Origin of the sequence: Pantoea dispersa (assembly GCF_035783935.1) — a bacterium.
GTDB lineage: Bacteria > Pseudomonadota > Gammaproteobacteria > Enterobacterales > Enterobacteriaceae > Pantoea > Pantoea dispersa_C.
The window spans coordinates 1-21,806 of the sequence record NZ_JALKOV010000020.1 but is presented as its reverse complement, the minus strand read 5'-3'; the positions used below and the strand labels follow the sequence as shown (position 1 = coordinate 21,806).

Sequence of the window (21,806 nt, the reverse complement as noted above, 5' to 3'; positions counted from 1 at the left end):
CGACCACGGTGGAGCCGATCAGGGTGGTGCCGTCGTACAGCTTGACGATGTCGCCCGCGGTGCCGCCGGCGCCGGACATCTCCAGGCTGCCGTCGCTGGTCAGGCCGCCCGCGCTCAGGTCGGTGCCGTGGCCGTCGGTCAAATGGCCCGCATCCGGTGCATCAGGCGGGGTAGTATCAAAATCAATAATGACAGGTGTCGAGATACCACTTTCATTGCCAGCAGGATCTTTCATGCCCACGCCAATCGCATGCTCGCCTTCAGACGGCAGGGTAATATCCGCTGACCAGTTACCACCAGCGTCAACAATGGTGCTACCAATCAGGGTAGTGCCGTCGTAAATCAGCGCGGTATCGCCAGGGTCGCCGGTGCCGCCCAAGTGCAGAGGGTTAGTATTGGTAGCGCCGCCAGATGAAAGGTCAGATCCTTTACCATCCGCAATCACTACATCGGCCGGAACAGGAGGAGGGGTAATGTCGTAATCAACGATGATGGGTGCCGTGGTGGCACCCACGTTGCCAGCGGGATCAGTTAAGCCGACGCTCAGGCTGTGATCGCCATCGCCCGGCAGGGAGATATCAGCAGACCACTGACCATCCGCACTCACTACTGCAGAGCCGATAATTTTGTCGCCATCGTAAATCAGCGCCGTATCGCCAGGCTGGCCTGTGCCGCCAACATGCAACGGGTTGGCATCACTGGTACCGCCAGCGGACAGATCCTGACCGTTACCATCGACAATTGTCACACCCACTGGAATTGCCGGAGGCTGAGTATCTATATCTAAACGGATCGGCTCACTCTGCGCACTTTCAATGCCGTCCGGGTTAACTTCGCTAAAACTGATGTCATGATGCGCATCACTCAGTGGATTGGATGGCTTGAACTGCCACTGGCCATCGTTGCCAACCTGCGCACTGCCAATCAATTGTCCATTATCATAAACACGCACGGTGCTACCTGGCGTGCCTTTGCCTGACAGCAGCGGCTGATTGTCATTGGTTAAGCTGCCAGCGGTGATAGGGGCGTTTGCGCTGGTACGGTCATCAATCGCTGTGTTGTCGTAAGGAACCGCCGGGGCAGGGGCCGCGATCGCGCCGGCATTGCCGCTTTGCTGCTGAGCGCCGCTGTCATCTTTACTACCACCGCCACCGCCACCGCCACCAGCGGCTGCTAATAAGGCACCAATCGCAGCCAGTGCGCCGCCAGCAATACCAAAAGCAAGAGCGGTGTTGCCATTATCGCCGTTTGCTGCAGTCAGTCCGCTGAGGTCAGACGTGGACTGAGAGCCAAGCATCAGCGTATCACTGCTGCCGTCATCTAGCATCAGGAAGGCATCACGATCGCTGCCGCTATCGACATACGTGTGATAGCTACCATCAGCGGACATGCCTGCAAGCTCGCCCTGCGCATCGTAGAAACCATCGATGATCACTTCTGGAGTCTCATCGCCGTCCTGAGTGAAAATGAATAAATCTTTGCCGACACGCTTGACCTTAATGTGCTGAGGCGCGGGTTGATTATCATCAGCAACAAGCAGGTACTTCCCACCGCGAATCGCTCTTAAGTGAACCGCAGCCCCCTTTGCCATGTTTGACAAAGTCGCTGTATGCGTAATATTTTTGCCTTCAATAGTGAGAATACTGATTGTTTTGCTCATTTCTTGATTCCTGGATGGATAAAATCTACTAGCCAGGCAACAGTGCCTATATGGCTTTAAGCGATCTTCTCAGTCAGAAATTGCCTGGTCTCCAAGCTGGGTCTTGGTTCCCCCGATTAACCTGCGCGAGCTTTAGGATTTATTGGAAACCTTTTTAAGGTTTTTACTGGCAAAAACTTTAGTTAAGTTATACCTTTATCTAAGGTGTCTTTATAACGAAACGCATATCTATCTGCTGTTCAACGTTATCCGGAACCATTAATCATAAGTAATTTCCTACAGACCCTTCTGTGGTAACGGGCTAGTGTAGCGCGCCCTGGGAACACAGCGAACACCTGTTTAGCGTAGCCATCAGGACTTCATTTCCATGAAAAAAGTCATCATTGTGGATGACCACCCGGTTATCCGATTTGCGGTAAAAATGTTACTAGAGCGCAATGATATGGAAGTTGTGGCTGAAACAAATAATGGGGTCGATGCCATTCAAAAAACGCGAGACTGCTTACCGGATCTTGTATTGCTGGATATTGGGCTACCTAAAATTGATGGTTTTCAGGTGCTAGAGCGCTTGCGCGCTCTGAATTTGCCATTGAAGATTCTGGTCCTGACATCGCAGTCAGGCAGCCATTTTGTGCAACGCTGTAAACAAGCTGGGGCTGATGGTTTCCTGACGAAATCGAATGATATGAGTGAACTGCTTGATGCCATCAAAATGGTGATGCGCGGTTACAGCTTTTTTCCACAGACTTCGCACCACAGCCTAGATTTTACTGATAACGGCATTAATGACAGTGCCTTACTGGAACAACTGTCCGATCGCGAACTAAGTGTCTTGATCAATATTGGCAAAGATATGGGTAATAAGCAGATCGGTGAGCAACTGTTGCTCAGCGAAAAGATCATTAGCACCTACAAACACCGTTTAAAACAGAAACTGAATGCTCAATCTCTGGTTGATCTGATTGATTTCGCACGACGCAACAATTTACTTCAGTAACCGATATGACGTGTATGCTTCGTTTTCTGCTCATGCTGCTTGTTCTTTGTGCACTGCCTGCACTGGGAAAACCGTTAAACCTGTTGATGCGTGCACCCACGGAGGGCGTTACGCCGCTGACGTTGTCTGAACAGGATGCGCGTTTTTTGCATGAAAAAAAGCAGCTGGTAATGGGGGTTTTTACCACAGAATCGCCACCGTATGGCATGACCAATGTTCGGGATGAGTATGAAGGGTTAAGCGCTGAATTTGCGGGTCTAATTGCGTGGCAACTAGGCTTGTCGCTACGCATTGTACAATATGACTCGTTGCAGCAAACGTTGAATGCGTTGCAGCGAGGAGAGGTCGACGTGGTGCCCTCCCTTAGCGAGCAAACCGCTGGAGAGGGGCTAATTTTTAGCCAGAGCTATGCCACAGAACAGCCTGTTCTTGGCATCAGAGAAAACGACAATGGGCCTTTACCGCAAGATTTAGACCGCACTGAAGTGGCCGTAGCCAAAGCCTATCTGCCGCTCAGCTTGTTACGCCAATACTACCCCCACGCAAATTTTCGAATTTATGACAGTTATCAGGATGCATTAAGCGCCGTTTCCTTTGGTCACGCCCGGGTTTATTTAGGTAACAGCTATTCATTGAGCCAAAATTACCTCAACAATCTTCGAATCATACGGTTAAGCCTGCTACCTCAGAAAAAAATCAGTTTTGCGTTTGCGCAGCACTCAGTCGATCTTCAGCGGCTGGTCAACGACGCATTAAGTCACTTGTCCCCGGAAGAGAAGGGGGAGCTGGCGCATATCTGGCAACCGGATCTGGTGGGTATTAACCAACTCCTTAACATGCCTGCATTTACTGAAGATGAACATAAATGGATCGTAGCCCATCCGGACGTAAAGATGGTGCTGTTCAATGCGGACAAAGCGGCACCAATGACCATCGTGGATAACAGCGGCACTATTCGCGGGCTGGTCAGCGATCTTATTGCGCTGGTTACTTTAAAAACCGGTCTGCGCTTTACCTTTGAGACTGTCGATACCACGCAAGAACTGCTCAGACGTGTCAACAGCGCCGATGTGGATATGTTTGCATCGTTAACGCCCAGTACCCAGCGTGAGCAGCAGGTACTGTTTACGCGTCCTTATCTGCGCAGCACCTTCGCGCTAGCCACCCGATCAGACAATCACGACATTCATTCGCTGCCCGATCTACGCGGTAAGAAGCTTGCGTTAGTCGCTAATACCAGTATGGAGGGCGTGGTTCACGCCCGCTATCCTGAAATCGAGATAGTTAACGCGCAAAACACCAATGATTTGATGAAAATGGTCGCCGATCATCGTGCGGATGCGGGGATAGGGATTCTGGTCATGGTGGATTATCAAATCAAGACCCACTTTCAGAACAAGCTAAAGATGGTCAGTGCTATCGGCAATTCCCCGGCATGGGTGTCGTTTGGCGTAGGTCGCGCTGAGCCGGAATTACGATCCATCATTGATAAGGTCCTACTAAGCATTCCACCTGCAGAAATGGCAGAGCTGGCCAACCGCTGGCGCCCCAGCGATTTGGTGGTCTACGACAGCTTCTGGCAGCGCTATCAGGCCGTGGTCATTACTAGCATCGTTTTTACCGTGTTGCTGATTTTGTTGATCGCGGGGTGGGCTCTCTATCAACGTCAAATTATCCGCCGCAAAGCTGAGCTGCGCCGTCAATTAAATGTGCAGCTGGCTCAACTGCGCGCGTTGGTCACCAGCATGCCTTTTCCGGTCTCATTACGTGATCAAGATGGGCGCTTGACCTATTGTAATGAGCGCTATCTGATAGAAACCGGCGTGCAATATGACGAAGCGCTGGGTAAAACCATGCTTGAACATCCGGGGCTGCGCACGCCTGAACAGGCGGAGTTCTATCACGATCAGTTGATGAATGTTATCAAGACCGGGGTGCCGATTGTTGAGGATCGCCGATATGACCTGTGGGGCAATCCGGACTCTTCGATTGGTGTGACGGTTTATCAATGGATCCAGCCTTTTAACGACAATGAGGGCAAGGTTGTTGGCGTCATCGCAGGCTGGATGGATATCTCTGAGCGCGAAGCTTTGTTCGCTGAACTGCGCGAGGCGAAAGAGCGCGCCGAAGATTCCAGCCGGGCTAAATCGGTATTTTTGTCGACCATGAGTCACGAAATTCGTACGCCGATGAATGCCATTATTGGCATGTTGGATATGGCACTGAAAAAAGGGCGTAGTGGACAGCAAGACTTACTGGCGCTGGAAGTGGCCTATGAGTCGGCTGAAAGTCTGGTGGGACTGATCGGTGACATCCTTGATATCTCGCGCATTGAAGGTGGACATCTCGAATACCACCCTGAGCCGATTCATCCAGGCAAGTTAATCGATAACCTGATGAAAGTCTTCCAAGGACTGGCGATCGATAAGAACATCACGCTGACCAAACATCTTCCTGAGGACGAAATTGAGCAGGTACTGGCTGATCCGCTGCGCATCAAACAGGTGTTATCTAATTTGCTGAGCAATGCTATTAAATTTACCGATCAGGGCGAGGTGTCCCTGACCCTGACGCAGCAGAAAGATTATACCTCGGGACAGGTCTGCCTGGTGATTGAAGTCCAAGACAGCGGCATTGGCATTGATGCCAAGCAGCAGGCGGCACTGTTCCGTCCCTTTAGCCAGGCCGATAACCGTCGGGCTGGTACAGGACTGGGTCTATACATCAGCCGGACGATTTGCGAAAAAATGGGTGGCACCCTAACGCTCAGTAGTGAATCTGGAGTTGGTACCTGTGCTCGCGCTACGCTGTTGCTGCCTATGGTTGCCACTGAAGACCTCAGTGTAGAAGAGGCCATTGAAGACAGCAATTCACTGCCCTCCCATTCGGTGCTGGTAGTGGATGACAATGCCGCCAACCGCATATTACTCGGCAAGCAGCTGAGCTGGTTGAGGCAACATGCCGATCTGGCCAGGGACGGTCACGAAGCGCTGCAATTGTGGCAAAAAGGCCAGTACGATGTGATCATCACCGACTGCAATATGCCCGGCATTAACGGTTATCAGCTCACCGAAATCATTCGTGAATCGGAGGAAGATCTGGGCCGTCAACCGGTATGGATCATGGGCTTTACGGCTAACGCGATGCATGAAGTGATCGAACGCTGCTTGGCGGCAGGAATGAACAGTTGTTTGTTTAAACCCTGTTCGATCAATAGCCTCGCTACCGCACTGCGAGACATCGGTGTTCATCAAGAAACGTCGGGGGCGGTGGTGGAGCCGCAGGCACCTAAACTAAGTGATATTGATCATGAAATGGAGATCGCCATGCATGACCTTATGGTCACCACGCTGGCCGAAGATTTAGATCAGTTCAGCACGCTCACGTTAGCGACACAGCGTCATGAGATCGCAAATTTGGTGCATCGTATGGCCGGGAGTGTCCGCATCGCACAGCAAGGTGCGCTGGCCGATGTCTGCCTTAAGCTGGAAAATGCCTGCCGCGATAATGCAGTGTCCACAGCCACATTAGAGCCGATGCTGGAGGCATTAAGGAGGCGCTTAGTGCGCTATCAGGAAAAATTGCAGAAAGCTGCAGTATTAAGTGACATTGACGATGATGCCTGACCGGGCATTAAGCCCGGTTTAGAAACCATTGCGCTGGGCGAAATTGACTACATCGCACAGCTTTTCGGTGTGCATTTTCTGCATGATGCTGCGCTTGTAAGTACTCACAGTTTTGGCACTCAGCTCCAAAGCATCGGCAATCATCTTATTGGTTTTGCCTGCGCCGACTTCGCTTAAAATTTGCAGCTCACGATTGGTCAGCGAACTTAGCAGAGCCTCGTCAGCTTCTGTAGAGGACCCCGGTTGACTCTGCGGCAGGCATACCGATTTACCTGCTAACACTTCCCGCAGCGCAAACATCAACTGTTCTTCACCATGTGACTTGCAGACGTAGCCCTGTGCATGGAGTTTTAGCCGCATGATAACATGCCACACCCCTTGTGTACTGGCATATACCATTAATTTAAACGCTGAACAGTTCCTACGGTTTTCCTGTAGTGCGCGGATTTGATTTTCACTAAGGCGCAACGGGTCCATTACTAGCAGTGGTGCGTTATCAAGTATTGTCGCATGCAGCAATATCTCTGCATCCGATGTTGCGGTGGTAATTTGATACCCATGGCCAGTCATCGGCCGTGAGAGCCCTTCAACCATCAAAGGATGGCTGTCGTAAATAATCACACGATTCAACAGGCGATCTCCTTGTTACGTGTACAGCATGCCAAAATCTGACGAAGCGCGTCCGTGGCGATAGGTTTGGTCAAACAGGCATCAATGCCTGCATCTTTACAGTCTTCTGCCGCATCAAAACTACTCATGGCGGTAAGGGCATAAATCGGGGTGTGGGGTAGTTTATTGCAGATTTCTGCGGCACGAATGGCACGGTTAAAAATATTCGCGTTAACACTCTGGGCGGGGTAATTCAGCCAGGTGAGCACATTCTGGAAATTGTCCCGAGCGAAGATCAGCTGTTGGTCGAGGCGAAAATCCGTCCTTCGGATGTGGCCTTCCTTCATCCAGGTTTACCTGCAACAGTCAAAATTACCGCCTACGACTACGGCATTTACGGTGGATTGAAGGGCAAGGTGGAGTTAATCAGTCCGGACACCCTGAAAGATGAGAACAAAGCCGCCAGCGGCCGACCGGATGATACCTACTACCGTGGGCAGTGGCACCAGTGGTATTAATAGTGCTATTGTGCAAGGTGAGCGAACCATTATCGGTCTGAACGCCGAAGGCGGTGCCACCAGTGGTCAAAATATGTATGCGATCTGCCAGCACATTTGCTCCGTTGGCACTGTAAATACCGTGTGCTCTGGCACCCGCTGTTCTGACATTGCTGTCAGAAATGGTAATCAGCGATGCGTTATTGGAGGCCATACCAAAACCACCGATACCGATTGTGGTGAGCGTGCCGTTGGTGAAGGTGATATCTCCGCCATTTCCTGCGCTTAGGCCCATCGAATTTTGCCCCACGGTGGCACGATTTCCTGTCGCCACAATATCCTTCCCATCCGCGACCACTGTAATGCCATCCGCAATAATGGTAGTGGCACCCATCACGCTGTGGCTACATGCCAGCGCGATCGCCACGGCAACCACGGAGAGAGTCAGTGTGCGATTTGGTAATGCGACATGTCCGGTCGACTGTGATTTGGTTTTGCCTTTGGCCAATTCCGAAGCCACCACATAGCACTGCAACAGGCTGTTTGGGTGAGTATCTAGAAAAAATTGACTTATACATTGCATTTATATAGCCGGTAAAACCAAATAGGTTTGGCATTTGCTACAGGCAAAGCTAAATTGATGCAATTAGTAATCTATTTATACATCAAGGAGAATACTACACTACTGTTAACAGCTCCCGGAGTGGTCTGGCCTTCGGCATAATATTAATGGTCCTATGCGCGGAACGATCCCGCTATAACGTTATTTCTCGCCGAAGCGGCACTGTTGGTATGTGAAAGCGCGATAGATGTAGTTCATGATGGCGATGCAAGAATGAATCTCAATTATGGAACCTCTGAGCGCTTTAGTGCTTCTTTACCGATCCGAAGCTGGTCTCACCCGTCGAAAGCCATTTGCTTAGAAGCACCGAGCATCACGCGTGGTGTCTAATTTGGTGACGCCCAAACTGCAGACAGAACTGCCTCGTTTAACCACGCTGCAGGTGACGCAAATCATATTGTAGTTGAGACCATCAAATTGCACGATGTGCTAGATTGTTTTTTTACCAACCCTCGTGGCATGCCGCCAATCGCCGACCCGATCGCTAATGCGGTAGCATCATCAGTGAGCATTCTTGCTGTGCCGCTGAGGTTGTTTTTGGAAAATTATTCAAATTGACGCCAGCACATAATTTAACATAAATAGCATTAAGCGAACTCTAAGTGTAATGGCTAAATTCAGATGTCCGCCTCTGGCTATATTGAGATGTCCGCTTTATCGTCCTTTTTCCAGGGTTTCCCGGCTGAGGACGCAACTGATGACGGCTTACGGTTCGGAGTGCTTTACGTTCAATGAAGTTAACCGCCTCAAGATCCTGTAGGACGTCATTGATGGCAGGCTCACTACTTCGCTTGCATCACAACGACTTAGCCTACGGATCGCCACTGCCGGCGTCTACTTGCACGTTATCGCGAGTCCGGGCCGCTGGCACTGGCGAACCGACGCCGTGGATTGCGCGGTAATCGCCAGCTTGTGCCTGGCCTTGCTGAACATGCTCTGGGCATCATCCGCGATAACTACGCCGACTTTGGTCCGACGCTCGCCTGCGAGAAGCTGGCCGAACTCCATGACGTTGTGCTGGCTAAAGAGACCGTGCGTCAGCTGATGGTTCGAGCCGGACTCTGGATCCCCCGGAAAATGCGTGCGCCGAGGATCCAGCAGCCGCGGTATCGTCGCGCCTGCGTTGGCGAGCTGATACAGATCGACGGCTGCGATCACCACTGGTTTGAGGAACGCGGTCCTGCCTGCAAGCTGCTGGTCTACGTTGATGACGCGACCAGCCGCCTGATGCAGCTCCACTTCGTAAAATCTGAGTCCACGTTCACCTATTTTGACGCCACGCGCGGCTATCTGGAGCAGCACGGTAAGCCGCTGGCATTCTAAAGCGACAAAGCCAGCATTTTTCGTATTAACAACAAAAATGCGGCTGGCGGTGACGGTCAGACGCAGTTCGGGCGCGCGATGAACGAGCTGAACATCACCGGCATCTGTGCTAATACCTGTTCTGCCAAGGGCCGTGTTGAACGCGCACATCTGTCGCTTTAGGACAGGCTGGTCAAGGAGATGCGGCTGCGCAAAATCAGCACGCCGGAAGCAGCCAACGCCTTTGCCGCTGAGTTCATGGCGGACTACAACCGGCGTTTTGCGAAAGAACCGCGACATGATTTCAACGTTCACCGGGCACTTGATGCAGACGATAATCTGGATCTGATATTCACCTGGCGCGAGCCAGGGCGCGTCTCAAAATCGCTAACAGTCCAGTATGATAAAACGCTTTATCTGCTTGAAGAAAATGATAAAAGTCGTCAGGTAATGGGGAAATATATCGAAATTTATCATTATCCGGATGGAAAAATTGAGCTGCGGGCAAATGGTACTGCACTTCCCTGCTCTGCTTATGACCGCCTGACGGAAGTCGACCAGGGCGCCATCGTTGAGAATAAGCGGCTGGGACACGCGCTGGCTGTGGATAGCTTAGGATGTCAAGTCTTTCAGGATACATAATGTACATCCAATCATCGATAATCATAATTAAGTGTGAAAACCTCCCTAAGGCCGTCAAGGGTTGAAAAATTATTTAAATATATCATTTCGATACTTAAATAACTCCAAATCGCTGCCGATACCTAATTTCCTCATCGCTGATTGCTTGTGCCCACTAATTGTCTTGCGACTGAGTTTTAATTTTGCCGCAATGTCAACTATCCCCATCCCTTCTAAAAAGTGATTTATCACCTCCGCCTCACGAGAGGTTAATAACTTAGTTGAAAATGACTCCTTACTAAATCCCCCCCCCATATCGCTGGCTAAATTTTGGGCAAACTTACGCACGGGAACTTGGCTCAACGCTCCAGCTATATGAGACGGAATATAACGCTGGCCATTTGCAACCGAACGAATTGCCGATAAGTAGGCGGGGGTTTCTTCTCGCTTAGCAATATAACCTCTCACACCCAACATATAGGCAGCACGAATAACAGCAAGACTATCTACTGATGTAGACAGCAAAATTTTCAAATTTGGATGGCGTGCAATCAAACATTTTATCAATGATAACCCATCCATTTCATCATTTTGCAAAATATAATCGAGAATCAGCACATCGCATTCATTAATACGCAGCCACTTTAATAACTCCTGACTATTGCCAAACTTTCCCGCCACGGTTAAATCATCTTCACTTGCACATATAATATCGAATGAACGACAAATAATAGGATGATCGTCGAGTATAGCCAGACGAATCTTAGACATAAAAGAATTCATTTAAATCTCGTATCATCAAACTGCCCAACTAGGTCAGCGTGTATTTATCTATTAAGGTTTTTCTGACTAATTCTTTAACCAGTTCATCAATTGACCAGCGCTGGCATAACCACGGAAAATAGCGCTATAACCATCAAAGCGGTTGGTCACCTCACCAACACGGTTGTTGTAATAATCCGACTCAGCACTTAACACATCTAGCAAGGTACGCTTCCCGAGGTGATACCATTGGTCGAAGAAATCCAGGCGGATGCGATCCGATTCGCGCGTCAGGCTGCGGTAAAGATCTGCACGCTGCAGCATCGAATGAGCATCCTGATCTGCTGCACGTACACGTTGTTGCAAGTCATCACGCTGATTTTCTGCTTCTTCTCGCATTGCACTGGCTCGCTGCACTGCTGCCTGTTCAGCCGCTTTAGCTGATCCACCCCGGAATAAGCCCCAGCTGACGTTGATACCGGTTTGCCAAGCTTGTTCACGACCATAATAGTCTTTACCGGTGTCTTTACTCACAACCCAATTAACTTTTGGTAATGACGAAGATTTCAATGCATCGGCTTCAGCAAAAGCAGCCTGCGATTGCGCTTCCGCTTTGAGTAGCGTTGGATGCTTGTCTATTGAAGCCAACAAAGTATCAAGCTGTGAAGGTTGCAATTGCCATTGCACCGCCGGTGGTAATGGCACCTGAGTCTCACCTAACAGGCGATAGAGCTGAATTTCTGTGTCACGCGCTTTAGAAACTGCGTTATCCAGCGCAGACTGTGCTTGCAGGAAGCGCCCTTTCGCCTGAGTCAGTTCACTGCGGCGCCCCTGATCAACTTCTACAATGCCAGTCAGCATAGTGACTAACTCTTGCATGCGCGCAACATATTGCTTACTCATTTCAATAATCAAATGCTGCTTGCTCAATTCCACCAGCCCGTTGCTTACTTGCCATGCTAAATCTTCTATCTGAGATGTGTTCTGAAATTCAGCGGCCTGAGCCGATAACTCTTTGCTTTTAATGGTATTACTGGTCTGACCGAAATCAATTAGATTTGTCGCCACGTTAATTCCAAGTGCCGGTATATTACTGTCATTAGCATTGCGGTTACCGCCTCCAAATTCATAACGACGTGAATTCGATGTCACATCGACCTGTGGCCAGCGCTGACCCTTCGCGTTGCTTACATCCTCTTTTGCAGCCTCGATTTGCAACTGCGTGCTGCGAACTTGTGGGCTTCGCTGTAAAGCACTCATCACCGCACTGTAAAAAATGATGCGCAGTTCTTTTTCACTCGGGCTGGCGTTCGTTACCGTCTGCGGTGCACGGGCTACGGAGAGACGAGGCTCAGGAGTTAAAATGGGCTTGGTGGGTTCCGTCAGCATAACTTCCACCGATGCTGATTCTGCCGGTTTGAATATCGGCAGATCACCACTCATCAAGTTGCTTCCTTTACCATCACGCCTAGTAGTGCTACCCAGAAAATCACTCCGTAGTTCACTCGCCGATGCGTTAACCTGACGACTAAATGCTGGCGTTTTCAATGTGCTATTGCTTTTCGCGCCATTTTTAGCGGTCTCGTGTGAGGGCTCCTGCACTTTCGAAACAAAAATTTGAGTTTTAGACGGAACAGATATGCCTGTCACGGAGCCGTTCACCACTGATGGAAGCATGGATGAAGAAGCAACCTTAGCCGATTTTGATTGAGTGCGTACCGCCAGCATTTCCGCCATCTCATCCGCAGAAATGTTTTTTGCTGACTGAGCTACTTTTGGTGTGGGTTTTGGCTGCGACACATCAACAAACGTCAGTAACTCTTCGTCTTCACTCGTTGCAGTATGTGCGGTGCCGCTTTGCAGCGCAATGAGCGAACCTATCAGCAGTGACAGTAAGCGATGTGAATTTTTAATTTTCTTCATCTCACTCAGGCCCCAATTAACGTTCACGGAAGGCTTCACGTGCTTTCATCACCGGCTTCAACAGATAATCCAAGATAGTTTTCTCGCCAGTACGAATTTCAACGGAAGCCACCATCCCAGGAATAATCGGCAATGCTTTTCCTCCGGCATTCAGGGTGCTGGTCTCAGTCAGCACCATCACACGATAGTAGGTATCATCCGGGCGTCCTGCAGCTGCTTTAGCATCATCTTTTAGGGTGTCAGGACTAATAAATTCAACATGCCCTTTCAGACCGCCATAAATAGCATAATCATAGGCAGTGACCTTTACCGTGGCCGGCAAGCCAGGATGGAGGAATGCCACATCCGAAGGACGAATTTTAGCTTCCACCAAGAGCTGGTCTTCAAGCGGAACAATTTCAAGTATGTGTTCACCTGGCTGAATGACGCCACCAATGGTGTTAAAGCGAATGTTCTTCACTGTGCCCCTTACCGGCGCGGTAATTGTGGTTCTTTCCATTACATCGGCACGGCCAATCAGATTTTCACTGGTCTGTGAAAGCTCTAGTTCCAACTTGTTCAATTCAGAGTTGGCATCCGCCTGATAGCGGTTTCGACGTTCAACAATCTGCGCCTGAATTTCGTTGGCCTGCCGACGCATGCGTAATAACTCAACTTCAGAGAGTAAGCCGCGTGCGGCTAGAGGTTCCGCGAGGCGAATTTCACGCATGGACAGTTCATAGCTGTGCTGTAATGCGTTTACCGAGTCATCGAGTGCGCGTTTACGTGCCTGATAGGCTTTGGTTTCTTGATCTATAACGCTTTGATCTTTAAGTACCTGCTCATCATCAAAACTTAATTTTTGACCGTAAGCTTCTGCACGCAATCGCGCAATCGTTGCCTTTAATCCCACTACTTTGTTCAGTGCTTCACGGTAGCTAGCCTGAGCTCGCGTTGGGTCGATCTTCAACAGCACTTGACCACGTTCAACTTCTTCACCTTCGCGGACATTCATCTCAGCCAGTATGCCACCTTCCAGACTCTGAATTATCTGTTCACGGCTCTTAGATATTATTTTCGCTTCACCTTTAGTGATCTCTTCAACCCGCGCAAAGTGCGCCCAGGTTACGCCACCAATCATCACTGCCAGCACTATCCACAACACGAGGTGTGAGCCAGGTGTGCGCTGAGTAAGTAATGAAGACTGAATATCATTCATGAATTCGGCGTCTGCTGCCGACAACTTGGTTTTACGTTTGAAAAGGCTGAACATTAGGCAGAGACCTCAACATTTTTGTCCGATACCGTCACAGGTGTACTGGTAACTATAGGAGCTGCAGGCTTTTTAGCAGTTGCAACCGGTTGATTCACAGCATGTCGCGTCACTGTATTGTCAGTCTTTTGTGGTGTTGCTGAACTCATTTTTCCGCTATTTTCTGCTGCAACGGATTGCCCGCTCAAGCGTGCCAACACCACATCTTTCGGCCCATCAATGGCAATTTTACCGGCATCAATCACAATGATGCGATCAACCAACGCCAGCAATGATGGGCGGTGGGTCACCACCACGAGCGTCTGGCCTTTTGTTGCAGCATACAGATGACTCAGGAATTGCTGTTCGGTCTGGCTATCCATAGCGCTGGTTGGTTCATCCAGCAACAGCACTTCCGGACGACTAAGCAGCGTACGAGCTAAAGCAACCAGTTGACGCTGACCACCCGACAAACTACTGCCATTCTCACCGACTGCTAAGTTGATGCCTAGCGGATGGCGGGCTGCAATTTTATCTAGGCCAGTCAGACGCAGTACACGTAGAAACTCATTCGGTGCCGCATCGGGCATACCGAGCATCACATTTTCACGCAATGTGCCATAGAACAGGCGTGATTCCTGGCTAACAAAACCGATATGACGGTGCCAGTCAGCGGGATCAATTTGGTTAACGTCAAGACCATCGGTGAACAGCTGTCCACTGGTTGGCTGATAAAGACGTGCCATTAGGCGTAGTAATGTTGATTTACCGCTTCCAATCGCACCCAAGATGGCGATACGCTCACCGGCTTTGATCTCAATATTGATGTTTTTGAGTATTTCCGGATTAGGCTGCATCGGTGGTGCCGGATATGAGAACCCCACCTCTTTCAGGGTCAAATCGCCTTTGAGTTCCGGGTTAGCAATATAGTCCTGCTCGCGATCACGGTCCGTTGGCATTTCCATCAGCCTGTTAAGCGAACCCAGCGCCGCTTTTGAAGACTGATAACGCGTAGCCAAACCAATTACCTGGCCTAATGGACCTGTAACACGCCCTGCCAGCATTACAGTACCGATCAATCCCCCCATGGTCAGGTTACCGGCGTCAATCATATAAACGCCGATAAGAATTAGCATTACAGTTTGGAACTGCTGCAGGAAGGTTACCGAAGTTGTCGCTAACGTTGAGTAACGTTTTGATTTAGAACCACTGTTTGCCTGTAAGGCACTAAATTTCTGCCAGCGCCTCTGCATATGAACGCCGCCACCTGTGGATTTCAGGGTCTCCATCCCTTCAATGGATTCAATCAGTACTCCCTGCTTCAGAGCGGCATCTTTTAGATTCTCTTTCATGATTTTAGCCAGCGGCCACTGAATAATGACGCTAATGATGATGATCAGAGGTAGCATCAAGAGCGGCACGAAGCCGAGAGGACCGCTAATCACAAAGATCACACCCACAAACAACAATACGAACGGTAGGTCAGCTAGCGCAGCTAATGTTGCTGAAGAGACAAAATCACGCAGTGATTCGAACTCGCGCAACTGATTGGCAAAAGTTCCCGATGAGGCTGGTTTGTGCTCCATACGTACGCCAATCGCTTGGCGGAACAGAATACTCCCGACAATTAAGTCAGCTTTTTTACCTGCAGTATCAAGAAGATGTGCACGGATAAAACGCGTAACCGCTTCAAACAGCATCGCTACCGTTACACCAATTGCTAGCGACCATAAGGTAACAAACGCTTGGTTGGGAATGACGCGGTCGTAGACGTTCATGGTGAAAAAGATGCTCGCAAGCGCCAATACGTTAATCAATACTGATGCCAGTGCTGCGCTACGATAGTAGCGGCGATAACGCCACAGCGTGCTGAACAACCAGTGCTTCTGATTCTCTGGTAGCCCCTCTTCGACACGACGATCCACTTTGGCCACTGGCTTAGCGAAAATGGCAAAACCACTGTACCACTCTGCAATCTCAGCATGTTCTATTTCGACCGGTTTGCTTCCAACTTCCGGCATCACCACTTGATAGAACCAGGTCATCTTATCTTCAGTATTCTTCTTGCGTACACGGTCAAGCAGAATGCAGCCGCCAGACTCTTTACGGACCAGAATGACTGGCATCACCTGCTGAGGAACATCCCACAAGCTGCGTTCAACCAAGCCTGGCGACATACCCGCGCTCTCAAGGGCACTTAATGCCTGTGAAGGCGTTAGGAAAACATCTTTTGGCAGGCCCGCTGTTAACGCATCAAAGCTGCGACCAAGTCCATAATAGCGGCACAGCCAGTCGACACTTTGGAGCAGCGTATCATCTATCCGCGTCTGTACACGCGAAAGTAATTGCAACTCTTGCTCGTGCTGTTTGTTATCAGATTTTATAGCGTTCATTTACCGCATCTCTTAATTCGTTAATTCAGGCCCGTAATGGTCGGGTGAGAAAATTCTCGCTTTTAGCAAGTGCAGACAATACGAGCCGAGTCTTGCTTCCTGAATCCGGTAGGTAATATGTCGCTTGACAAGCCGATTTAAACACCCATATTACTTCGCTAAAATCTGTACATCCTGATTTCCGTCAGAACAATTCATAGGACACGCAGAAATCTGGATGTAGATCAATTCATTCGGCACCGCAGCAATCGTTAGAGCCGTACGCAATGCTTTGGCTTTATCGCGTAGCACAGGTAGTGGCTCTTCTCCGGTAATAAGACGAATAACAACTAGATGCAAAATGGGATGTTGCTGACGTAGCGTAATGACAGTTTCATTCAGTAAACTGAGACCTTCTGTGCTCAGAAAGGTACGACCGATCTCCTGTTTAAAAAGATCTCGACTACTGAACAAATACTGACTTTCGCTTTGTGCCACAGAATGATCTAAAACACAGGGGACAAGTGTTGTTGCACGGGAGTGCACATGAACCTGCCGGCGATTAGATATCATCTCCTTTTCACCTTGCAGACGATTAACAGCTTTTGGGGAATCATCAATTTGCTGTTGTTCATCGACTCGTAAAAAGTAGGTGCGCCCGCCATTTAGTTCGGCCTGATATAAGCCCTCACTTTTACCGCGATACAGAGGGTCATTAACGAAGGCACCGAGTGTATGCGTCCCCGCACGCATACAAAAGCTGGTAAATCCGCCAGGTAATAAACTGGTGTGATAACGACCGTCAATGTAGACATTAGCCGGACCTGCGGCCATAACACCATTACTAGCTCGATAATAGACCACCTGCGTCAACTCTTTGACTACCGGGGGGAGCGGCTTATATTTTTCACCGAAAGTGTTATGAGCCTGTAACATGGCCGAAGCCGATAAGGTAGTGAGCAGGTTCGCAATGAGTATACTCGATATAATCCAAGGCTTGTTCAACACGATTGTTCTCTTAATAATATCCTGCACGAACGTATGCAGGTTAAATAGTTAGCGAATATTGTATTCAGCCATCGGCTGCACTTGGTAACGGCACTCAATTACTACATTGGCTCTCGATAACACATGTTCCTGTAGCCTCAGAGCAGCCAATTCGCGTTCTGCCTCCAACCTACGCACAGGCTCAGGTTTGCCATCACCCTGCGCGCTCAAACGGACAAAATAGATTTTTCCTGGCTTAAGCGTTACTTGAAAACTATTGCGGGGAATTGCCTCAGTTCCTGGGAAATCAATCTCACTGCCTAGCATATAACTGCCCGGTTGGACACAGATTCGGGTATACATGCCTGGCAGCAAGGCGGCATGCAACTTGCCGTTAACAGTAACCAACGCCGCTTGCTGACTATCAGATGCTTTAGTTCGGTAATAGATAATCTGCGCTTGGTCATTAACCAATGCTCCCTTTGATTGCCAGCGCTCGCCAAAGGCCTGTGCATAAGGAGCTGCCTTCGCGTGCATAGAGCTATAAATCGCGCTAAAAATCACAGTTGAGATCACGATGTTTTGGATGAAAGTTTTCATAACGCCTCACAACGACTCTTTAGCCGCTGGTTAAATTGCTTCAAGGAATCAGTTCAAGAGATAGTTGCTAAGCAGCTCATCCAGCATGCGGCTGGCATCTTCATCTGGAGCTATATTGTGATGTTCCACGCCAGCGTCGTCATAGGCAGAGATCTGCGCCCAATCACTGAGATCGGTGTCCAGCGGCAACAGATCGCCAAGGCTTAGAGGTTCAATCATTGCATTATCAGAGGCAATGATGATGATAGCGGGATCAGAAGGTGCAGAGACCACACCACTTACTTCGGTGATAATCACCACAAATGCGTGAGTGCCATCAAGTAAAGGAGACTCCGGGGTGAAAGACCAGTTGCCTTTGCTATCAGCGATAGCAGTGCCAAGAAATGAACCGTTATCTTGAATCTCAATTACTGAACCGGCTTGCTGACCGCTACCTTTAAGTGTTGGTGTGTTATCGTCAGTGACATCGTTAGACAGCAGAGTGCCATGCTGCTCACCCATATCGTCCTGAATGCTGTCAATCATAGTTGCGGGATTCTCCAGCAGACTGCGACTCTCTTCTTGTGACAGCTCCGGATTAGGGATATCAGCTTCTGGCTGTGTTTCCGGATTTTCCTTAGTTTCCTCTGAAATTTCGGCCGGTGGTGGCAATGAGTCGTGATTACCATTGCTGCGCACTAATACGGCTAGGGCAGCCACAGCAGCAGCAGCAGCAGCAGCACCCAGAGCTATCATGCCAAATGCTAGCGCGTTGCTATCAACTTCAAGATTATCCAGCGGTGGCAAGACAGTGCTATCGAGCACGACCGTTGACTGCTCGCCATCCTGTAACTCTCGGGGATCTTGTTCATGGTCAGCACTGACGGCGCTAAATGCATGCCATTGACCATCTTCACTCAGCCCCACCAGATCGCCTTGATGCGGATAGTAATCCTCAATAATTAGGTTTGGCTTTTCAGAATCTCTCCCCTGGAGCATCAAATGCAGGTCATTGCCTACCCTCTGAACGCAGACTATTTCGGGTGCAGTCAAGCTCTCACCTTCAATCAGTACATAACGAGCACCATCAACCGCTTTGACGGTTACCGGTTTCTCTGTGTTGCGCGGTAGATTTTCCGCCTGGATAATGCGTTTTCCACTGACTATCGCCAGGTTGATGTCATCCATCGATTGATTCCTCATGCACGGCGATAAAGTGCCTTAATCGCCTCGTAACCTGCTACAGGCCGGAGTTCAGGTAAGTAATGGAGGGTATTTGTACAGGAATTGTCTGACAAGGGGCCACAGGATGGGTCTTGGTTGAGAGAGAGCGTGATTTAACGAGCTGGAAACATAAAAAAAGACCAGTGATACCGCCACTGGTCTTTGGCTTATTAACTGCAGTTATTACGACTAGGTTAACGGTGTAACGCTTATATTGCCTGTGTCAGGAGAGACGGTGAGTTTCCCCGGCAACATGTAGTAATTACTGCGTTTGTACGCGCACAACCACTCGGCGGTTGGGCGCATTACACTGGATCTTTTCAGCACGTGTGCCGGAACAGTCATTCACTACCAGTTCTTCGCTACCTTTGCTGCTGGCACTCAGGTTATGTGCAGGCAGGCCGCCCTGAATCAGCAGTGTGCGCACGGTATTGGCGCGCTGCTGGCCTAACCGCATATTGGTTGCAGGTTTACCAATTGGGTCGGTATGACCAATAACCTGAATGCGATTCAGTTGCACACCATCTTTGTTGATTTTACCAATCAACTCATTGATAGCTTGATTGCCCTGCTGGGTAATGTCATTACGACCTGATTTACCGAAGTTAAACAGCACATCACTCGACAAAGCATAATCCATAGTTTCACTGCCGGTGTATCGACACTGTTCGACTGCAGAGGCACGGTTTAACGTATGAATCTGAGCTCGTAATCCTTTCAGTTCGCTACTGGCTTGCTGCGTACTTACCACAATCGGCATCCCTGAACTGTTACCGTCAACCTTAACAAAGTAGGTTTTGCCGCCAACAAAGTTATCGCGATAGGGCTGCATCTCTTTGCCTTTGTAATATGGTGCATCCTTAAGGAAAGCACCCAGTGAATGCTCACCTGAAGGTACACAGAATGTAGTATACATTCCTGTCAGCAACGCCGACTGATACTCTCCATCCACATATACGTGCGCCGCATCTGGGCCAGTAACCTCGTTGGTGCGATAATAAATGACCTGAGCTTGGCTAGGTACCACACTGGCTACAGGTTGGTAGGCTGCACCGTAAACATTAGGTTCAACTGCTGCTTGTGCTGAGAAGGAAAACAGATTCCCTGCCACCATCATCGCAATCAGCAAACTATTTACTTGATTCATGACTCCTCCACGGAGGTCCTTGCGGACCTCCGGTTTTGATTGTATGTAATGATTAATGGTTGTTCAGGTTGGTCTGTACACCCAGTTGAACCAGCAGTTCGGTCTCGGCACCGGTATGCTGATAAACCTCGAACTGCACACCACCTACGGTTACGGTACCTTCGGCTTTAGCCCAGTTGCCCGGGTCAGTACCATCTGGCAGTAGGTCGGACAAATTCACCACATCACCTTTGTCGCCTTTAATCATCAGTTGCCTGGTGTCGTCAGCAGTAAATGCGCCTTCTTCACCGTGTGCCAACACATCGCCGAGAGTAATGTTCAGAACATTGGTCTGACTGTTCGTCATATCCACGGTCTGGATGTTCATATCCTCATCCACAATATTGTCAAAGTTGATAACCGGTTCAGCAGCCACAATTTTCAGTGTACTGCCTTGTTGCTCAACAGTGGCTTCATTCTGATGACCATCATGCTGATTTTCATCCGCAGAATTAATCGCAGCAACGTGACTATCGTCAAACATATTCGAGTCATCACTTTGAATATCCGACATAGACCTGCCACTAGGACCATCACCCCATGTAACATTGTCAATATACGAATATGTATAGGGTGAACTTATTTCAACTTTCCCAATTAAGACACCATCAGGGGCCTGGTAACTATAAGTTGTCCAATTAGCATACCCGGTTGGGAAGGTTCGTGTGTCAAGAACATTGCCGTTAGTGTCGTACACTTTAAACGAGTAATTCTCAGGGGCGCCTGCATAGTTGTTAAACGAATACAGGAATGAAATATATTTCGCATCCGGTATATCAATGTCTGCAATGGCACATGACACCCACAATTCTTTTGCTTGAGTATCATCTCTAACAGCTACACCCGCTATCATATCATGGCCTGGTTGTGACACATCGGGCACATCGGTATTAAGAGTCTTACCCTGCACTACGAGGCCTGAATTGAACGTAAGTGTTTTTGTCGCACCAGAGCCCGTTACTGCTCCATTATCATTATTAAAGTCTTCATATCCTGTACCAGTGAAAGGTTTGGTATCTATAATGACTGTCCAGGGATTTGACTGCACAGACACATTCCCTGCAGCATCTTCCGCAAACGCTCTGATCTCATGGCTACCATCTGGAATCTCTGTATTGAGCTCCAGTTGCCATTTACCATTTCCATTAGCACGTACACTTCCCCACACCACATTATCAACACGGATAGTTATTATTGCATTCGGTTCAGACGTACCACTCAGCGTTGGTTTGTTGTCGTTGGTTGTACCACCGTTCGCAATATCGCCAACAATTCCACCCGTAACGTTATCAACCAAATTGGAAATCAGCGGTGCACCAGGCGCAACAGTATCTACCGAGACATTCCAACTACCTGACTGGCTTGACAAATTCCCCGCTGCATCCTGAGCCACAACGCTGAAGCTGTGGTTGCCATCTGGCAGCCCTGCTGGCAATTCGAACGACCAGTTTCCACTGCCATTTGCGTAGAAGCTGTAAATCGTACTAGTACCGTCACGCAGGAACACCAGTGCGTTAGCTTCGGCCGTACCGCTCAGTGTCGGCCTGTTGTCGTTGGTCACGCCGCCACTGGCAATCGCACCAACCACGCCCCCCTGCACGTTGTCCA

Annotated in this window: 14 protein-coding genes and 2 pseudogenes; 4 read left to right on the top strand and 12 right to left on the bottom strand. The window is 49.3% G+C overall.

Annotated features, from left to right (window positions below):
* A partial coding sequence (locus tag MXF20_RS22945; protein ID WP_325971611.1) for an Ig-like domain-containing protein occupies positions 1 to 1,660 on the bottom strand: 1,660 nt, incomplete at its 3' end.
* 367 nt (positions 1,661 to 2,027) lie between these two features.
* On the opposite strand from MXF20_RS22945, the gene MXF20_RS22940 reads away from it, so the two are divergent.
* Together MXF20_RS22940 and MXF20_RS22935 are read left to right on the top strand one after the other, a co-directional pair.
* Positions 2,028 to 2,657 carry a response regulator transcription factor gene (locus tag MXF20_RS22940; RefSeq protein ID WP_325971610.1) on the top strand — a complete coding sequence of 210 codons (630 nt, stop codon included), beginning with the start codon at positions 2,028 to 2,030 and terminating at the stop codon, positions 2,655 to 2,657.
* A gap of 14 nt (positions 2,658 to 2,671) precedes the next feature.
* Positions 2,672 to 6,283: a transporter substrate-binding domain-containing protein gene (locus tag MXF20_RS22935; protein WP_325971609.1), complete on the top strand. Its 3,612-nt coding sequence runs from the start codon at positions 2,672 to 2,674 to the stop codon at positions 6,281 to 6,283.
* Positions 6,284 to 6,301: 18 nt separating this feature from the next.
* Here MXF20_RS22935 and MXF20_RS22930 read toward each other — a convergent pair whose 3' ends face one another.
* On the bottom strand, positions 6,302 to 6,904 hold the full coding sequence (locus MXF20_RS22930) for a response regulator transcription factor (protein ID WP_325971612.1): 603 nt from the start codon (positions 6,902 to 6,904) through the stop codon (positions 6,302 to 6,304).
* 197 nt (positions 6,905 to 7,101) lie between these two features.
* Here MXF20_RS22930 and MXF20_RS22925 point away from each other — a divergent pair.
* A pseudogene (locus tag MXF20_RS22925) lies at positions 7,102 to 7,386 on the top strand (HlyD family efflux transporter periplasmic adaptor subunit); the annotation flags it as partial.
* Here MXF20_RS22925 and MXF20_RS22920 read toward each other — a convergent pair.
* The gene (locus MXF20_RS22920) at positions 7,319 to 7,972 is read right to left on the bottom strand and encodes an ESPR-type extended signal peptide-containing protein (protein ID WP_325971608.1); all 654 of its coding nucleotides are present in this window, start codon (positions 7,970 to 7,972) and stop codon (positions 7,319 to 7,321) included. The pseudogene MXF20_RS22925 and the gene MXF20_RS22920 overlap by 68 nt on opposite strands.
* 736 nt (positions 7,973 to 8,708) lie before the next feature.
* On the opposite strand from MXF20_RS22920, the pseudogene MXF20_RS22915 reads away from it, so the two are divergent.
* Positions 8,709 to 9,928: pseudogene (locus MXF20_RS22915) on the top strand (ISNCY family transposase); the annotation flags it as partial.
* Between the two features lie 96 nt (positions 9,929 to 10,024).
* Here the strand turns inward: MXF20_RS22915 and MXF20_RS22910 are convergent.
* From MXF20_RS22910 to MXF20_RS22870, 9 genes are all read right to left on the bottom strand, one after another.
* Positions 10,025 to 10,705, bottom strand: a complete 681-nt coding sequence (locus tag MXF20_RS22910; protein WP_325971607.1) for a response regulator transcription factor — start codon at positions 10,703 to 10,705, stop codon at positions 10,025 to 10,027.
* 78 nt (positions 10,706 to 10,783) lie between these two features.
* Positions 10,784 to 12,619, bottom strand: a complete 1,836-nt coding sequence (locus MXF20_RS22905; protein WP_325971606.1) for a TolC family protein — start codon at positions 12,617 to 12,619, stop codon at positions 10,784 to 10,786.
* A gap of 16 nt (positions 12,620 to 12,635) precedes the next feature.
* On the bottom strand, positions 12,636 to 13,871 hold the full coding sequence (locus tag MXF20_RS22900; RefSeq protein WP_325971605.1) for an HlyD family type I secretion periplasmic adaptor subunit: 1,236 nt from the start codon (positions 13,869 to 13,871) through the stop codon (positions 12,636 to 12,638).
* Complete coding sequence (locus MXF20_RS22895; RefSeq protein WP_325971604.1) at positions 13,871 to 16,243, bottom strand: type I secretion system permease/ATPase; 2,373 nt, start codon at positions 16,241 to 16,243, stop codon at positions 13,871 to 13,873. The genes MXF20_RS22900 and MXF20_RS22895 overlap by 1 nt, the downstream gene beginning before the upstream one ends.
* Before the next feature lie 150 nt (positions 16,244 to 16,393).
* Positions 16,394 to 17,257, bottom strand: a complete 864-nt coding sequence (locus MXF20_RS22890; RefSeq protein ID WP_325971603.1) for a hypothetical protein — start codon at positions 17,255 to 17,257, stop codon at positions 16,394 to 16,396.
* 21 nt (positions 17,258 to 17,278) lie between these two features.
* Positions 17,279 to 17,809 (bottom strand): hypothetical protein, encoded by a 531-nt coding sequence (locus tag MXF20_RS22885; RefSeq protein ID WP_325971602.1) that lies wholly within the window; start codon positions 17,807 to 17,809, stop codon positions 17,279 to 17,281.
* Between the two features lie 48 nt (positions 17,810 to 17,857).
* Positions 17,858 to 18,976, bottom strand: coding sequence for an Ig-like domain-containing protein (locus MXF20_RS22880; protein WP_325971601.1), 1,119 nt, complete (start codon positions 18,974 to 18,976; stop codon positions 17,858 to 17,860).
* Positions 18,977 to 19,274: 298 nt separating this feature from the next.
* The gene (locus tag MXF20_RS22875) at positions 19,275 to 20,159 is read right to left on the bottom strand and encodes an OmpA family protein (protein ID WP_325971600.1); all 885 of its coding nucleotides are present in this window, start codon (positions 20,157 to 20,159) and stop codon (positions 19,275 to 19,277) included.
* A gap of 52 nt (positions 20,160 to 20,211) precedes the next feature.
* Positions 20,212 to 21,806 (bottom strand): Ig-like domain-containing protein (locus tag MXF20_RS22870; protein ID WP_325971599.1); only part of this gene is annotated, 1,595 nt, incomplete at its 5' end.

Excerpts from the sequence above, each read along its gene's own strand:
- MXF20_RS22895 (WP_325971604.1), bottom strand. The coding sequence starts at position 16,243 with ATGAACGCTATAAAATCTGATAACAAACAGCACGAGCAAGAGTTGCAA.
- MXF20_RS22935 (WP_325971609.1), top strand. The coding sequence starts at position 2,672 with ATGCTTCGTTTTCTGCTCATGCTGCTTGTTCTTTGTGCACTGCCTGCA.
- MXF20_RS22905 (WP_325971606.1), bottom strand. The coding sequence starts at position 12,619 with ATGAAGAAAATTAAAAATTCACATCGCTTACTGTCACTGCTGATAGGT.
- MXF20_RS22910 (WP_325971607.1), bottom strand. The coding sequence starts at position 10,705 with ATGTCTAAGATTCGTCTGGCTATACTCGACGATCATCCTATTATTTGT.
- MXF20_RS22880 (WP_325971601.1), bottom strand. The coding sequence starts at position 18,976 with ATGGATGACATCAACCTGGCGATAGTCAGTGGAAAACGCATTATCCAG.
- MXF20_RS22920 (WP_325971608.1), bottom strand. The coding sequence starts at position 7,972 with ATGCAATGTATAAGTCAATTTTTTCTAGATACTCACCCAAACAGCCTG.
- MXF20_RS22885 (WP_325971602.1), bottom strand. The coding sequence starts at position 17,809 with ATGAAAACTTTCATCCAAAACATCGTGATCTCAACTGTGATTTTTAGC.
- MXF20_RS22875 (WP_325971600.1), bottom strand. The coding sequence starts at position 20,159 with ATGAATCAAGTAAATAGTTTGCTGATTGCGATGATGGTGGCAGGGAAT.
- MXF20_RS22900 (WP_325971605.1), bottom strand. The coding sequence starts at position 13,871 with ATGTTCAGCCTTTTCAAACGTAAAACCAAGTTGTCGGCAGCAGACGCC.
- MXF20_RS22940 (WP_325971610.1), top strand. The coding sequence starts at position 2,028 with ATGAAAAAAGTCATCATTGTGGATGACCACCCGGTTATCCGATTTGCG.